Consider the following 14,281-nt stretch of genomic DNA (forward strand, 5'->3'; position numbering starts at 1 on the left):
TGCGGACGTTGCCATGAATAGCTGCTCCTTGTAGCGTAGTGTGACTTGAAGGGCACACCCTGGCGCAGGCTTGCTTCTATTGTCGCTTGCTCGCGAGGCATTCCTTATCGGCGCTTGGGTGCTGAAAGGAGGAGGGGTGATTTCTCCCACGGTCTGTACTGCGCGAACAGTCAGAAGCGAGTTATGACCCTCCTCCTCCCTTCAAGTCCTACCATACAAGCGGGTTTACCCGCGAAAGGGCCGGTAATGCCCATGCAAAAAATCAGGCCCGCCACAGGTACCAGGCAGCCACCGTCCGATATGGGCTCCAGCCACCACCGAGCGAACGCATCTGTGCCGGAGTTGGTGCCTTGTCCACCCCCTTGAGCCGGCGATACCCTTCGCGCACGCCAAAATCGTCCACGGGCAGGATATCCGAACGCTCCAGGCTGTAGATCAAGAGCATTTCCACTGTCCAACGGCCCACCCCACGCAAGGGCACCAGGCGCTCTATCAAGGCATCATCGGCAAGGGCCAAAGCCTCCTCCCGGCTCGGTACCACGCCCTCCAGGCTTGCCTGGGCAATACCCTGAATGGTCGCCAGCTTGCTCGCCGAAAAGCCGCACCCGCGCATCGCTTCTGGGCTGACCGCCAGCAACTGTTCTGGCGCCGGAAACACCTGCCCAGGGAACAACGCCAGCAACCGCCCCAGGATCGCCTCGGCCGCCCGCGCATGCAGTTGCTGATAGGCAATCGCCCGCACCAGTGCTTCATAAGGTTCACGCCCTGGCGTTGCCTGATGCAGGCAGGGCCCGGTCACCTCGATATGCCGCGCCCAGTCCGGGTCCAGCGCAGCCAGGTATTCAGTGGCTTCTCTGTAAGCGTCAGGCGAAAGGTCGGCGAGGATCATCCATAGCTCCTGTGGGTTCAAGGCAGGTCCAGCTTAGCCCAGCCATTCTTCGGGCGAACGCCGCTTCTTGCGCGGCTAATTTCTGGTATGCCATTGCTCAGTGCGTGTTTCCCCGCATAGAATTGAGAACCATTCACAATCACGCGCACTCCACGGGACCAGGCCTTCGATTCGATGCAGATCAACGACACGCTCAAACCGACCGAGGTCGCCCTGCTCTATCAGTCCCATCACGCCTGGCTGCGTGGCTGGCTGCGCAGCCGGGTCGGCTGCCAGGAGCACGCGGCCGACCTGGCACAGGACACCTTCGTCCGCCTGCTGCGCGCACGCCAGGTGTCCGCGCTGAAAGAACCACGCGCCTATCTGAGCAGCATCGCCCGCGGGCTGATGATCGACCAGTTCCGTCGCCGGGCGCTGGAGCGCGCCTATCAGGAAAGCCTGGCGCTGCTGCCCGAGGGCGAAGTGCCCAGCGAAGAACACCGACTGGTCATACTCGATACCCTCGAACGCCTCGACCGGGCCCTGCACCAGCTCAAGCCGCGTACCCGCCAGGCCTTCCTGCTGGCCCAGCTCGACGGCCTGAGCATCCCGCAAATTGCGCTGCGCCTTGAAGTGTCACGGGCCACCGTCGAGCGCGACCTGGCCAAGGCCCTGGGCGCCTGCTACCGGTTGCGCTATGCCGAACTCTGAACGCGCACCCGCACAAGCCCAGGTCGACCAGGCCATCGAATGGCTGGTCAAACTGCGCTTCGATACCCCGAGCCCGGCTACCGAGCAACAATTTCAGCAATGGTTGGCCAGCCACCCACAGAACGCCCTGGCCTGGCAGCGGGTCAGCGGCCTCAGCAACGAGCTCGCCGGGCTGCCCAACACATTGAGCCGGCGTACCTTGGAGGGCAGCCAGCGCCAGCGCATCAGCCGTCGTGACCACCTCAAGCTGCTGGCCGTGCTGACCGTCGGCGGCAGCCTCGGCTGGGCCGCCCGAGAGCCCCTCGGGCTGCCGGCGCTGATGGCTGACAACAGCACGGCAACCGGCGAACGCCGCAGCTTGCAGGGCAGTGATGGCAGCCACATCCAACTCAACACCGCCAGTGCCATCGACCTGCACTTCAGCACCGACCAACGCGAACTGACCCTGGTGCGTGGCGAGTTCAGCCTGGACAGCAACGCCAGCGACAGTCGACCGTTCCGCATCAATACCCGCCTTGGCCCGCTGGCCACCCGCGACGGCCAGTTGCTGCTGCGTGAGAACGACCAGGGCCTGCTGCTGGCCGTGCGCCGCGGCGAGGTCACGCTATTCCCCTACTCCGCCTCGCCACGCCTGGTGCATGCCGGCGAAGTACTGCAAGTGTCGGCGAACGGCGCCTACTCACCGGCCAACCTGCACGCCGACCCGTGGGGCTGGACCGATGGCGTGCTCAGCGTGCAGCAGATGCCGCTCGGCGAATTTGTCGCCGAACTGGCGCGCTACCGCCCTGGTTTGCTGCGCTGTGCGCCGGAAGTGGCCGAACTGAAAGTCTCAGGCACCTACCAGCTGGGCGACAGCGAACGGATCCTGCAGCTGCTTGCGCGCAGCCTGCCGGTGCGTATCGATTACCGCACGCGTTACTGGGTCAGCATCGGCGCGGCCTGAAGTTTTTCAAAAAAGAATGAGGTGGAATCTCATTCTCGTCCGGCCTGAAGGAACAAAGCCCGAAAAGTGGTCTACGAAACCTTCAGGAGCGGTCGATGATTCACCCGAGTTCCCCCCGCAACGAGCGGCTGCGCCAGGCTGTGCGCGCTGCCGTGTTCGGCCTTGGCCTTGGCGCTGGCCTGGCACTTCCGCTGGCGGCACTGGCGGCGCCAGCCAGCCAGCAGCAGATCGACTGGAACATTCCAGCCGGCCCTTTGGCCCCCGCGCTGGACCAGCTGGCTCGCCAAGGCGGGCTGAACCTGTCGTTCGATGCCTCCAGCCTGCAAGGCAAGACCACTCGTGGCGTGCAGGGCCGGCATGATGGCGCCGGGGCGTTGTCGATCTTGCTGCAAGGCAGCGATATGCAGGTGCAGCAGGAAGGTGACAGCAGCTTCCTGCTGATCCCGGCCATGGATGCGGGCGGCGCGCTGGAGCTGGGGGCCACCAGCATTTCTTCTGACCGCCTGGGCGAAACCACCGAGAACAGCGGTTCATACACTACCGGCGCAGTGACCATCGGCAAGACCGCGCAAAGCCTTCGCCACACCCCGCAGTCGGTCACGGTGGTCACCCGTCAACGCATCGACGATCAGAACATCACCAACCTCACCAACTTGCTGGAGCAGACGCCCGGCGTAGTCGTGAACCTGACCGACAGCGAGCGGGTGCAGTACTACTCGCGCGGCTATGCGATCGATGCCATCCAGTATGACGGTGCCACCGTGGTGCAAAGCAGCGGTGGCGGTTCGTTCATCCAGAGCGATTCGGCAATCATCGACCGCGCCGAGATCCTGCGCGGCGCCACCGGCATGATCCGCGGTGCCGGCAACCCGTCGGGCACGGTCAACCTGGTGCGCAAGCGCCCAACCTATGAGTACCAGGGCGAAGGCAGCGTGACCCTGGGCTCGTGGGACGCCCAGCGCTACGTGGCGGACATTTCCGGCCCGCTGACTGAAACCGGCAACGTGCGTGGCCGGGTGATTGCCGTGCACGATGACAAGGACCACTTCCAGGAAGCGCGCCAGGAACGCAAGGAAGTGCTCTACGGCGTGCTGGCCTTCGACCTGAACGACAGCACCACCCTGACCACTGGCCTTGAGTGGACCAAGCTCGACGCCACTGGCGCCTGGGGCAACTTGCCTGCCAACTACGACGGCTCGCCCCTGCCATTGGGCCGTAGCACCTACCTGGGTGCTGACTGGAACCGCTGGAACCGCAGCAACCTGCAGACGTTCGCCGAACTGGAGCATCACTTCGACAACGACTGGAAGCTCAAGCTGATGGCCCAGCGCACCCACTTCGAGCTGGCCGACGACGGCTTCAAGCAGACGTATTTCACCCGCGCCAGCGGTGCCGCCAACCCGACCAACAACCCGTACCTGATGAACTACCAGGTGACCGAAGGCGATGGCGGTGAAAGCCTGCAGAACAACCTCAGCGCCACGCTGAACGGGCCATTCGACCTGCTCGGCCGCACCCATGAGCTGATGCTTGGCGTGGAGCGCATTCGCAATAACTCCTACGCCTCGGCAACCAACTTCGTCAGTTCGGGCGTGTTCGACATCCGTGAGTGGGACCCGAAGACTAGCCTGGCCAACCCGCACATCGACATCACCGCCCACCCCGTGCGTACCCGTACCACCCAGGAAGGCGCCTACGCCAGCTGGCGCATATCGCTGGCCGACCCACTCACCGCGATCATCGGCGCGCGCTCGAACTGGTATGACTACGAGCAGGAAAACAACACGCGCAGCAATGGCAAGTTCAGCGTCGACAACAAGATCGTGCCGTACGCCGCGCTGATCTACGACCTCAACGACAACTTCAGCACCTACGCCAGCTATACCGAAATCTTCAACCCACAGACCGCCACCGACGTCACCGGCTCGGTGCTCGAACCGACTACGGGTGAAGCCTACGAGACCGGGATCAAAGGCGAGTTCTACGAAGGGCGGCTGAACACCTCACTGGCGTTCTTCCGCATCTACCAGGTGGGCAACCCGCTGGACGACATCAGCGGCCCCAACCCGTGCCTGCCCAACTACACCTCGGGTTACTGCAAGGTCGCGGCGGGCAAGAACCGCAGCCAGGGCTTCGAGCTGGAGATTTCCGGTGAAGTGCTGCCGGGCTGGAACGTCAGCGGTGGCTACACCTACAACACCACCGAGTACCTCAAGGACACCACCAGCAACACCGGCAATGCCATCCGCACCACCGACCCCAAGCGCATGCTGCGCCTGTTCAGCTCCTATCGCCTGCCGGGCGAGCTGGAGGCCTGGACCATAGGTGGCGGGGTGCAAGCGCAGAGCGACATCTACAACCGCAGCGGCACGGCGGTGGCGTCACAGTCGGGGTATGCGGTGTACAACGCCATGGTCAACTACCGCTTCAACGACAACTACTCGTTGCAGTTGAATGCCAACAATATCTTCGACCGCAAGTACTACCGCCAGGTGGCGCCAACGCCGACCGGATATTACTGGGGTGATCCACGCAACGTGTCGGTGACCCTACGCGGGACGTTCTGAAATCCTGCACCGGCCTCTTCGCGGGACAAGACCGCGAAGAGGCCGGTGCAGGCATCCTCAATCGGCAACTGCCCGCAACTTCCCCACCCGCCGGTACGACTGCCGGGCAAAGCACACGAACAGCCCCGCCATCAGCGCCAGCGCCATCGGCAGGCCATGTGGCGCCACATCCATCGCCGCCCCGCTAACCAGCGGCCCGACCAGGCTGCCGACGCCCCACAGCAGGCCTACACTGGCATTCGCGGTAACCAGGTCCTGCCCCTTGAAGCGTTGCCCGATCAGCACCAGCGCCAGGGTGTAGATGCCGCCCGCCACCGCGCCCAGCAGCACCAGCATCGGCCACAGCAACCAGCTCACCTGCAGCAGCCATGGCAGGGCGATGCCGATGGCCATCGCCACCAGCCCGCACACCAGGTGCAGTCCGGTGCGCTCGACGCGGTCGGCCAACCAGCCCAGCGGCAGCTGGAACACCATGTCGCCGGCGAACACCACGGTCACCATCAGCGCCGCCACGGCCACGGCAAAGCCATGGCTGCTGGCATACACCGGCAGCAGCGACAGCACCACGGCATCGAAGAACGAGAAGAACAGCACCGCCACGCACAGCGCCGGCGCCACGCGGAAGAAGCCTGCCAGGCCGAAGCTTTTCTCGCCTTCTTCGCCGTGCTCGACATGGTCGTTGGGCACTGTCAGCAGAATGCACAGCAGGGCCAGGCCATAACCGATGGTGACCACGCCGATGATCCACGGGCTGTCGGCACCAATCAGCGCGATCAGCGCCGGGCCAAGCACCTGGAAGCCGGTGAAGCTGGTGGCGTACAGGGCCATGATCTTGCCGCGGTTGTGGTCCGGGCACAGCTCGTTGACCCAGGACTCGCCGAGGATGATCGCGATGCCCATGCCGATGCCCAGGCCCAGGCGCAGCACGGCCAGCAGCCACAGCGTATCGAACGCCGAATCGAGCAAGGCGATGCTCACGGTGCACAGGCTGAAGCACAGCAGGTAGATGGTGCGCCGGGTCAGGTGCCGGCAGCAGGCGTCGACCATGAACGCCGAGAGCATCATGCCCGCGGCCGGGATGGCCGAGATGACACCGATTTCCAGGGTGCCGGCACCGGCCTCGTGCAAGCGCAACGACACCAGCGGCAGGCTGGCCCCCAGGCTGAAGCCCACCACCGATACGGCGAACAGAAGGCCCGCCAGCAAACGCATGTTCATGTACCACTCCAGGCAAAACTGAAAAGACGCGCAGATACAGGCGCCCACACGCACGCCGGAAAGGCGGGCGACGCAAAGGCGCGGAGATGTCAGTTCAGGGCTTGGTGTGGCGAGAAGGTGAAGGCGAACAGCACGCTGCGGCGACGCTTGAGCACCGTATCGCTCGGCCACGCACGACGCATGGCCTGGAGGGCAGGCTGGCGGGCGTGTGGGAGGGATTGGGTACGGCGCATTGCTGTGGCTACTACGCAGGTGTCGAAAAGAGAGGCGGCACTCTAGGCCAAGCCTGACCAAGTCGTCAATTGCCGCTGGGGCCTCTGCGAGGCCCTTTCGCGACACAAGGCCGCTCCCACAGGGATAGTGTCAGCCTGGCGATGTGCAATCCCTGTGGGAGCGGCCTTGTGTCGCGAAAGGGCTGCAAAGCAGCCCCCAGCGATGTCAACGCTTACCGGTATTTGGCAGAAACACCGCCAACAAGCCGAACAATGGCAGGAACGAGCACAAACCATACACGTACTCGATCCCGCGCAAATCAGCCAGGTACCCCAACAGCGCCGCACCGATCCCGCCAAAGCCGAACATCAACCCGAAGAACACCCCGGCAATCATGCCCACACTGCCCGGCACCAGCTCCTGGGCATACACCACGATCGCGGAAAACGCCGAGGCCAGGATGAAACCGATCACCACGCTGAGCACCGTGGTCCAGAACAGGTCGGCATACGGCAGCGCCAAGGTGAACGGCGCCACACCCAGGATCGAGAACCAGATCACCGCCTTGCGCCCGATGCGGTCACCGATCGGCCCACCGAAGAAGGTCCCCGCCGCCACCGCACCAAGGAACAGGAACAGGTGCAGCTGCGAGCTGGCCACCGACAGGCTGAACTTCTCGATCAGGTAGAAGGTGAAGTAACTGGTGAAGCTGGCCATGTAGAAGTACTTGGAAAACACCAGCAACCCGAGCACCACCAGCGCCGCGATCACCCGCCCGCGCGAGATGCCGTGGGTGGCCTGCACCGCCTTGCGCGCCTTGGCCTGGTTCAGGTGCTCCTTGTACCAGCGGCGCAGCATCAGGGTCACGGCAAAGAAGAACAGCGCCGCCACGCCGAACCAGGCCACATGCGTCTGGCCGAACGGAATCACGATGGCCGCCGCCAGCAACGGGCCGAAGGCAGAACCGGTGTTGCCGCCAACCTGGAAGGTCGACTGCGCCAGGCCGAAACGGCCGCCCGAGGCCAGCCGCGCGATCCGCGAGGTCTCCGGGTGGAAGGTCGACGAACCGATGCCGACCAGTGCCGAGGCCAGCAGAATCATCGGGAAGCTGCCGACGAAGGCGAGCATGACGATCCCCACCAAGGTGCACAGGGTGCCCAGCGGCAACAGGTTGGGCGTCGGCCTGCGGTCGGTGAAGAAGCCGACCCACGGTTGCAGCAGCGAGGCGGTGATCTGGAAGGTCAAGGTGATCATGCCGATCTGGGCGAAGCTCAGGTCGTAGTTGGCCTTGAGCATCGGATAGATCGCCGGCAGCACCGACTGAATGAGGTCGTTGATCAGGTGCGCCAAGGCGCAGAAGGCGATGATGCGCATCACCAGCGGGTTGGCTTGGTTCGCCGAACCGGTGCTGGCGGTGGGGGTGCTGCTGATGGCCATGAGCTTGAATTCCGTCCGCAGGTTTGGGATCCGATTATCGGGAAACAAATAGATACATAGCTACCTTTTTGTTTAACCTGCAATGCGTACTTGTAAATGGTTCTCAATATATTTAGCATCCTCAACCTACCTTCCCCCGTAATCGTTGGGCGAAACCGCCCTCACGCGAGCACACCGACCCATGAGCCCGATGCCCGCCACGCAGATTCAGGCCGATCCTCAGCAGGAAGCGCTGGAGTGGTTTTCCCGCCTGCGCCAGCCCGGCTGTGATGAAGGCGAACGCCAGGCATTCGGCCGTTGGTGCCAGGAGCCACGTAATGCGCACGCCTATGCCGAACTGGAAGCGTGCTGGCAGCAACTTCAGGTGCCCCCCGCCCGGCCACGGCCGCGTTTGCTCAAGGTCCGCCGTAGCTACCTGGGCAAGGTATTGGCCGTGCTGTTCCTGCTGTTGCTCGGCGCTGTTGCCTATCTTTACTGGCCGCTGATGCAACGCCTGGCCAGCGAACTGGCTACCGATGTGGGTGAGCGGCGCAGCGTGCGCCTGGCTGACGGTTCAACGCTGCACCTGGACAGCGCCAGCGCGATGAACGTCGACCTGCGCGGGCGCACGCGCCAATTGCACCTGGTGCAAGGCCAGGTGTACCTGGAGGTGGTGCTCGATGGCCGCGCCATGGAGGTTCAGGTCGACGATACCCGTATCCAGGTGTATGGCACCCGCCTGATGGTGGCGCGCCATGCCGATCAAGATGAACTGGTGGTGCTCAATGGCAAGGCCATGGTCATCCAGGGCGGCGACCAGCGCATGGTGTCGGCGGGTGAACGAGTGACCTTCAGCGAGGCACGGATCAACCCGGTGCAGAAAGCCGACGTGAAGACGGCGGATGCCTGGCGCACCGGCCACCTGCGCGCCAGCGACCTGCCCCTGGGACAGGTCATCGAGCGCCTGGCCAGCTATCAGGGCCGTCGGGTCTGGCTGATGGATGAGCAGACTGCCTATCGACGGGTGAGTGGCGACTTCAACCTCGACCGCCCGGGCGAAACCCTGGCGGCACTGGCTGCCGAGCAGCATTTGCAGCTGTACGGCGTGCTCGGGCAGTGGCTGATCGTCCGCTGAAACCGGGGTCGGTCGCTAAGTTTTTGAAAGGCGTGCAATTTTTTTTGAAATGAGTGTTGACACAGGTCCATCACAAGGGAATAATGCGCCCCATCGGCTACATAGCTCAGTTGGTTAGAGCATAGCATTCATAATGCTGGGGTCCGGGGTTCAAGTCCCTGTGTAGCCACCAAACAAGTCAAAGGGCTTACCGCAAGGTAGGCCCTTTTTCTTTGCCTGCAAAAAAGTCCCGCCCTATCAACGCACCCCGGCGACCGCCACGGCCAGCCCCAGACCGATCAGCGCAATACCGATCACTCGGTCGACCAGCCGCTGCCTTGCGATCATCAGCGCACGCAACCCCGCACGGGAAAAGAACAACGCCACCAGGCTGAACCAGGCCCAGTGAGCGAACGACATGAATGCCCCGTAGGCGAAATCCACGCCCAATGAACTGCCCGGCCGCACTACCTGGGTGTAGGCACTGACGACGAAGAGCATGGTCTTGGGGTTTAGGGCATTGGTCATGAAGCCTGTGCGCAACGCAGCCAGCACACCGGATTGCGCCACCTCCCCTTCCAGGCTGATACGGCTGGTATTGGTCAACGACTGATAGCCCAGGTAGATCAGATAGCCCGCACCGAGCACTTTCATGGCCAGGAACAGCGCCGGGCTCTGGCTGATGACCACGGCGATACCCAGTACCGTGTACAGCACATGCACCTGCACGCCCAGAGCGATCCCCACCGCGGCAGCCAGCCCGGCCTTGCGGCCCTGAGCGTAACTGCTGCGAGTGACAAGGGCGAAGTCGGCGCCAGGACTGATGACGGCCAGGAGAGTGAACAGGGCGACAGCAATGAGCTCGGTCAAGGGAAATGCCTCGATAGACGATGAGAAAGCACAGATGCACCTATTATCGAGAGCTGCCTGGCGGGAAAAAAACGATTTAAAGTGAAGCAGATCTGATAGTTTTCCTGACAGATATCCAAAGCCCGTTCGGGCCTCTTCGCGGGCATGCCCGCTCCCACAGGGACCTCAGCAAGCCTGGAGGTTGTGCAGTACATGTGGGAGCGGGCGTGCCCGCGAAGAGGCCGGCACAGGCAAACAGGGACCCCATGAAACTGCCAGCCCTCACCGCCTTCCGCTACTTCGACATCGCCGCCGAAACCGAAAGCTTCGTCCGCGCCGCCGAGCGCCTGCATGTCACCCACGGCGCCGTCAGCCGCCAGGTACGCCTGCTCGAGGAAAGCCTGGGCGTCGAACTGTTCGAACGGCGCAACCGGGCGATCTTCCTCACCGCCGCTGGCCGGGCATTGCACGGCACCACCCAGGCGATCTTCGAACAGCTCGAAGGCGCGGTGCAGCGCCTGCAACAGCAAGAACGCGACAACGTGCTGGTGCTGTCCTGCGAGCCAACCATCGCCATGCGCTGGCTGATCCCACGCCTGCCACGCTTCCATGCCGCGCACCCGGACCTGCAACTGCATCTGGTGGCTGCCGGCGGGCCGGTGGACTTTGCCCGCAGCGGGGTCGACCTGGCGCTACGCCGGGATGACTTCCATTGGCCACCGGCGCTGCACAGCCTGAAAATCTGCGACGAGTGGATTGGCCCGGTCAGCCGCACCAACAGCGACAACCTGGACGGCCAACGCCTGCTGCACAGCAGCACCCGCCCCAACGCCTGGCCCACCTGGCTGCGCCTGGGCGAACGGCAGGCAACCCACAGCGAGCGCAGCGACTTCGAACACTTCTACCTGTCGCTACAGGCCGCCAGCGCCGGCCTGGGCCTGGCCATCGCCTCAGCATTGATGGTGCGTGACGAACTCGACAGCGGCCAGTTGCACGCCCCGTTCGGCTTCCTGCGCGATGGCTCAGCCTATTACCTGCTCAGCCCGCAGCCACTGAGCGATGGTGGCAAGCGCCAACGTTTCGCCGACTGGGTGATGAGTGAATGCCAGGCCTGCCTTACTCACCTGGGCTTGCTGCAGAACGACGAGCCCGAACCACCATCACCACCCCAGGTGCGATAACCCGCGGTATCGATGTGGATGCGCCCGCTCGGGTAGCGCCCCAGGCCCATGTTCCAGGCCTGACCATGCTGCTGCCAGAAGCGGCACAACGGATTGGGGTCGGCCCAGGCCGGCAGCAGGATATCGACCGCGAAGGCGCGGGTATGGGCGCTGCCCACGGCGCCGCCCGCGCAGCGATTGAGATCGGGGCTGCGGTAGGCCGAAACCACTTCAAACTGGCGCAAGATGCCTTGCCTGTCGAGGGTATTGAGCAACGACAACGTGGAACGCACTGCCGGCCAGTTGCTGACCGGTGGCACCGCGAACGGCGCGGCATGGCACAACTTCCAGTCCGACGCCGAACGCAGCAGCTGATGGATAGGTACCACACCATACAGACGCGCATCCACCAGCATCTCGCGAAACGGCCGGGTCTGATGGTCACCCGCCCACTGCGCGAACATCCATACGTCGCGCTCGTCCGCCAGCGCCATTGTGCTCGACAGCACACCTGCAGCCAGCAGCAGCCCGCTTGCTCTTCTCATCCCCACGCTCCCTGCCTCAGTATGAGCACGGCCGCCAACCCGGGAGGCCACTGACAAGGAGTTAAGCATGCACAAGACTGCCTTACCGAGCCTCGCCGCCCTCGCCTTCAGCGGCCTGGCCCTGGCCGACGCGCACATCGACCTGGGCGACGCCCAGCGCGTCACCCGACTGTTCGCCTTCCCCAACAATTGCCACGTGATCTGCTACCGCGACTGGACGCTGGAGCAGACCGTCGAGCACTACCTGACCCAAAGCGTACGCCGCGACGGCCATGCCAACGCCCAGGTCCACGTCAGCCGCGAGCACGACCGGCTGCATGCCACTATCAGCGACGTGCCCGCCAACTATGTCGAGCCCCTGCGCAAGCTGCTCGACAGCGGCGAGCTGGCCTACAAGGGTGCCACCCAGCTGAACAAGGACGGCAAGTGGTCCTACGACTGGTACCTGTTCCTGCCGCTGGGCATGGCCTTGCAGAACCGCCGCAGCATCGAACTGCTGCACTTCCCGCCGGACTATTCGCTGACCAAGGCCCAGGACTACCTGCGCTCCAATACCACCGACCGATGGGCCGAACTGCTGACCTTCAACGGCGTCGACGCCAGCCAGACCCCGGCCTACCAGACCATCATCGACATCGCCCCGATAGCCGCCCCCGCCAGTGCGGGCGATGCCCTGACCGGCACCTACGGCTACTTCAAGGACTACCAGCTGCGCATGGTCAAGGAGATGACCCTGCAGAACACCGCCAAACCCTTGCCCATGGTCGCCTTCGGTGCACCGGTGCGCAGCTGGATTCAGCAACAGTACGGGCCACAGGTGAATGTGCTGGGCCTGGTCAGCATCAGCCCGCAGGCGGGCGCTCAGGTGCCGGTGTTGGGCGCCAACCATCCGAGTGCGATCTGGTATGCGGCAAACAAGGACAGCCATGGCGGCGATCAGGATGCAGCCGATGCGGCGGGGCTGAAGATGATGGGGCAGGACTTGACTGCGGCCTGCTGGCAGGCGGGGATGGGGCGTAACCCGGGGGCCGAACCGAAGATGACCCTGGAGGCCTGCTCGACCAAATGGCAAGTGACGCAGAAGAAGCAGACCTGTGAGCTGTTCTTCCGCACCGTACGCAATTACACGCCGGAGCAGTCAGCGGCTAAGTGCAATACCGGGGAGATGACCCGCAGCCTGCGGGACCTGAAGAAGCCGGTCGAGGTCGTGCCGCGGGAGCTGTGATCGACTCGCTGGCCTCTTCGCGGGTAAACCCGCTCCCACAGGATCCCTACACATTTCGAATTTTGTGCAGTACCTGTGGGAGCAGGCTTGCCCGCGAAGGGGCCGGTACAGGCTTACTCAGTCTTCAAGCAGGGTACAAGCCATCACCAGCGCATCTTCACGCCCACCGGCAACCGGGTAGTAATCGCGGCGGCGGCCGATTTCATTGAAACCGTAACGCTCGTACAAGCGATAGGCCGACTGGTTGCTGGCCCGCACTTCGAGGAAGCACTCACGGCCATTAAGCTGATAAGCCCGCGCCATCAGGTGCTCAAGCAGCTTCAGCCCCAGCCCACAGCCCTGGTTCTCGGGTTTGACGGTGATGTTGAGCAGGTGCGCCTCATCGATGATCACGTTGATCACCCCATGCCCCACCTGCTGCTGGCCATCGAACATCAGCCACACTTCGTAGGATTTGAGCGCATCCTGAAAGATCCCGCGGGTCCAGGGATGACTGAACGCGGCATATTCGATCTTAAGCACGGCATCCAGATCCGCCTCGGTCATCGGGCGGAAACTGATCGAGTCACTCATTCAACGCTCTTCCAGCGCGCCATCAGCTGGCGCATCGCTTGCCAGACGTCCGCCTTGCGCTGCGGCTCGTCCATCAACAGTTCAAGGCCCGGCAAGGCCCAGACATCGCCCAGGCCGTCGACCTTCAGTACTTGGTAATAGGCGGTATCGTCGGCGCTGGCCGCGAAACGCATGGCCGGCAGGCCGATCAGCCACAGCACGCTGCAGGGGGTTTCTTCCAGGCGCGCCTGGATGAAGCCCTGGACGAAGTCGCGTGCAGCATCCGGGCCCTGGTCCATGTTGCCGCGCACCAGCAGCGGCCAGCGCACGGGCTCGCCGATGATCTGCGGCGCATCGGGCAGGCCGGCGGCACGCAGCATGTCCTTGAGCAGCAGATAGGAGGGGTCGCGACTCTGGAAAGGCTGACCGGTTGCCAGTTCGACCAGCAACAGGCAACTGCCGGCACGCAGCAACTGCAACGAGAAGCGCGGCGGCGGTACCGGGGCCGGCCGCGGTGCGGGGGCCTCTTCCTCGGCTTCGACTGGCTTGGCAGCGACCTTGGGCGTGCTGCCCGGGCGCGGAATCTCGATTTTCGGGCGCTCGCCGGAGCGCGCCTGGGGCGCGACCGGCGCCTCGCTGGCCGCCGGGTCGGATGGCCGAACCTCGAAATCGACTTCCTCTACCGGCGCTTGCGGCAGCAGCAGCTCGGGGCGCGACGGCGCGGCGAACGGCAGTTCGGCGCGCGGCAGCCAATGCACCACTTGCATGGCGGAAAGGTAGGCGCGGCGGCGGGGTTCGGTCAGCAAGGCTCGGGGGTCCGGGGTTCGAAACGTCGCACATTCTAACGTTGTTGGCCGGGCTGTGCTGCAACTGGTCGGCGGAAATTTGAGGCCAGAGAAT

The 14,281-nt window shown here is 63.9% G+C and carries 14 protein-coding genes and 1 tRNA gene; 7 read left to right on the forward strand and 8 right to left on the reverse strand.

Annotation, left to right across the window (positions count from 1 at the left end; all coding sequences use genetic code 11):
* Window positions 1–262: 262 nt before the first annotated feature.
* Complete coding sequence (locus N430_RS26960; RefSeq protein WP_110639781.1) at window positions 263–889, reverse strand: DNA-3-methyladenine glycosylase; 627 nt, start codon at window positions 887–889, stop codon at window positions 263–265.
* Window positions 890–1,063: 174 nt separating this feature from the next.
* On the opposite strand from N430_RS26960, the gene N430_RS26965 reads away from it, so the two are divergent.
* The 3 genes from N430_RS26965 (at window position 1,064) to N430_RS26975 (ending at window position 5,089) form a co-directional block, all read left to right on the forward strand.
* Window positions 1,064–1,579, forward strand: coding sequence for a sigma-70 family RNA polymerase sigma factor (locus N430_RS26965; protein WP_110639780.1), 516 nt, complete (start codon window positions 1,064–1,066; stop codon window positions 1,577–1,579).
* Entirely contained in the window at window positions 1,566–2,522 is a 957-nt protein-coding gene (locus N430_RS26970; protein WP_110639779.1) for a FecR domain-containing protein, read from the forward strand. The genes N430_RS26965 and N430_RS26970 overlap by 14 nt, the downstream gene beginning before the upstream one ends.
* Before the next feature lie 95 nt (window positions 2,523–2,617).
* Window positions 2,618–5,089 (forward strand): TonB-dependent receptor, encoded by a 2,472-nt coding sequence (locus N430_RS26975; RefSeq protein ID WP_110639778.1) that lies wholly within the window; start codon window positions 2,618–2,620, stop codon window positions 5,087–5,089.
* 57 nt (window positions 5,090–5,146) lie between these two features.
* Here N430_RS26975 and N430_RS26980 read toward each other — a convergent pair whose 3' ends face one another.
* The 3 genes from N430_RS26980 to N430_RS26985 form a co-directional block, all read right to left on the reverse strand.
* On the reverse strand, window positions 5,147–6,307 hold the full coding sequence (locus N430_RS26980; RefSeq protein ID WP_110639777.1) for an MFS transporter: 1,161 nt from the start codon (window positions 6,305–6,307) through the stop codon (window positions 5,147–5,149).
* Between the two features lie 89 nt (window positions 6,308–6,396).
* Window positions 6,397–6,540: a hypothetical protein gene (locus N430_RS29545; RefSeq protein ID WP_165837390.1), complete on the reverse strand. Its 144-nt coding sequence runs from the start codon at window positions 6,538–6,540 to the stop codon at window positions 6,397–6,399.
* 205 nt (window positions 6,541–6,745) lie between these two features.
* A complete protein-coding gene (locus tag N430_RS26985; protein WP_110639776.1) occupies window positions 6,746–7,957 on the reverse strand; it encodes an MFS transporter in 1,212 nt (403 codons plus the stop codon).
* A 181-nt stretch (window positions 7,958–8,138) separates the two neighbouring features.
* Here N430_RS26985 and N430_RS26990 point away from each other — a divergent pair, with 181 nt between their 5' ends.
* Both N430_RS26990 and N430_RS26995 read left to right on the forward strand, forming a co-directional pair.
* Window positions 8,139–9,071: a FecR domain-containing protein gene (locus N430_RS26990; protein ID WP_256592193.1), complete on the forward strand. Its 933-nt coding sequence runs from the start codon at window positions 8,139–8,141 to the stop codon at window positions 9,069–9,071.
* Window positions 9,072–9,166: 95 nt separating this feature from the next.
* Window positions 9,167–9,243: transfer RNA gene (locus N430_RS26995), tRNA-Met, on the forward strand.
* 65 nt (window positions 9,244–9,308) lie between these two features.
* On the opposite strand, the gene N430_RS27000 is transcribed toward N430_RS26995, so the two are convergent.
* Window positions 9,309–9,920 (reverse strand): LysE family translocator, encoded by a 612-nt coding sequence (locus N430_RS27000; RefSeq protein WP_110639774.1) that lies wholly within the window; start codon window positions 9,918–9,920, stop codon window positions 9,309–9,311.
* 245 nt (window positions 9,921–10,165) lie between these two features.
* Here N430_RS27000 and N430_RS27010 point away from each other — a divergent pair, with 245 nt between their 5' ends.
* Window positions 10,166–11,080 carry a LysR substrate-binding domain-containing protein gene (locus N430_RS27010; RefSeq protein WP_110639772.1) on the forward strand — a complete coding sequence of 305 codons (915 nt, stop codon included), beginning with the start codon at window positions 10,166–10,168 and terminating at the stop codon, window positions 11,078–11,080.
* On the opposite strand, the gene N430_RS27015 is transcribed toward N430_RS27010, so the two are convergent.
* Window positions 11,020–11,604 carry a D-Ala-D-Ala carboxypeptidase family metallohydrolase gene (locus N430_RS27015; RefSeq protein ID WP_110639771.1) on the reverse strand — a complete coding sequence of 195 codons (585 nt, stop codon included), beginning with the start codon at window positions 11,602–11,604 and terminating at the stop codon, window positions 11,020–11,022. The two genes, N430_RS27010 and N430_RS27015, sit on opposite strands and share 61 nt — an antisense overlap.
* A 67-nt stretch (window positions 11,605–11,671) precedes the next feature.
* Here N430_RS27015 and N430_RS27020 point away from each other — a divergent pair, with 67 nt between their 5' ends.
* Entirely contained in the window at window positions 11,672–12,829 is a 1,158-nt protein-coding gene (locus N430_RS27020) for a hypothetical protein (protein ID WP_110639770.1), read from the forward strand.
* A gap of 117 nt (window positions 12,830–12,946) precedes the next feature.
* Here N430_RS27020 and rimI read toward each other — a convergent pair whose 3' ends face one another.
* Together rimI and N430_RS27030 are read right to left on the reverse strand one after the other, a co-directional pair.
* Complete coding sequence (gene rimI, locus N430_RS27025) at window positions 12,947–13,402, reverse strand: ribosomal protein S18-alanine N-acetyltransferase (RefSeq protein WP_060512520.1); 456 nt, start codon at window positions 13,400–13,402, stop codon at window positions 12,947–12,949.
* On the reverse strand, window positions 13,399–14,187 hold the full coding sequence (locus N430_RS27030; protein WP_110639769.1) for an energy transducer TonB: 789 nt from the start codon (window positions 14,185–14,187) through the stop codon (window positions 13,399–13,401). Before N430_RS27030 ends, rimI begins: the two co-directional genes overlap by 4 nt.
* Between the last annotated feature and the right edge of the window lie 94 nt (window positions 14,188–14,281).

It is taken from the genome of Pseudomonas sp. CC120222-01a (genome assembly GCF_003097235.1).
Classification (GTDB): domain Bacteria; phylum Pseudomonadota; class Gammaproteobacteria; order Pseudomonadales; family Pseudomonadaceae; genus Aquipseudomonas.

Bases quoted from the DNA above. Each gene is read 5' to 3' on its own strand.
- N430_RS26960 (WP_110639781.1), bottom strand. From the start codon at position 889: ATGATCCTCGCCGACCTTTCGCCTGACGCTTACAGAGAAGCCACTGAA.
- N430_RS26965 (WP_110639780.1), top strand. From the start codon at position 1,064: ATGCAGATCAACGACACGCTCAAACCGACCGAGGTCGCCCTGCTCTAT.
- N430_RS26970 (WP_110639779.1), top strand. From the start codon at position 1,566: ATGCCGAACTCTGAACGCGCACCCGCACAAGCCCAGGTCGACCAGGCC.
- N430_RS26975 (WP_110639778.1), top strand. From the start codon at position 2,618: ATGATTCACCCGAGTTCCCCCCGCAACGAGCGGCTGCGCCAGGCTGTG.
- N430_RS26980 (WP_110639777.1), bottom strand. From the start codon at position 6,307: ATGAACATGCGTTTGCTGGCGGGCCTTCTGTTCGCCGTATCGGTGGTG.
- N430_RS29545 (WP_165837390.1), bottom strand. From the start codon at position 6,540: ATGCGCCGTACCCAATCCCTCCCACACGCCCGCCAGCCTGCCCTCCAG.
- N430_RS26985 (WP_110639776.1), bottom strand. From the start codon at position 7,957: ATGGCCATCAGCAGCACCCCCACCGCCAGCACCGGTTCGGCGAACCAA.
- N430_RS26990 (WP_256592193.1), top strand. From the start codon at position 8,139: ATGAGCCCGATGCCCGCCACGCAGATTCAGGCCGATCCTCAGCAGGAA.
- N430_RS27010 (WP_110639772.1), top strand. From the start codon at position 10,166: ATGAAACTGCCAGCCCTCACCGCCTTCCGCTACTTCGACATCGCCGCC.
- N430_RS27015 (WP_110639771.1), bottom strand. From the start codon at position 11,604: ATGAGAAGAGCAAGCGGGCTGCTGCTGGCTGCAGGTGTGCTGTCGAGC.
- N430_RS27020 (WP_110639770.1), top strand. From the start codon at position 11,672: ATGCACAAGACTGCCTTACCGAGCCTCGCCGCCCTCGCCTTCAGCGGC.
- rimI (WP_060512520.1), bottom strand. From the start codon at position 13,402: ATGAGTGACTCGATCAGTTTCCGCCCGATGACCGAGGCGGATCTGGAT.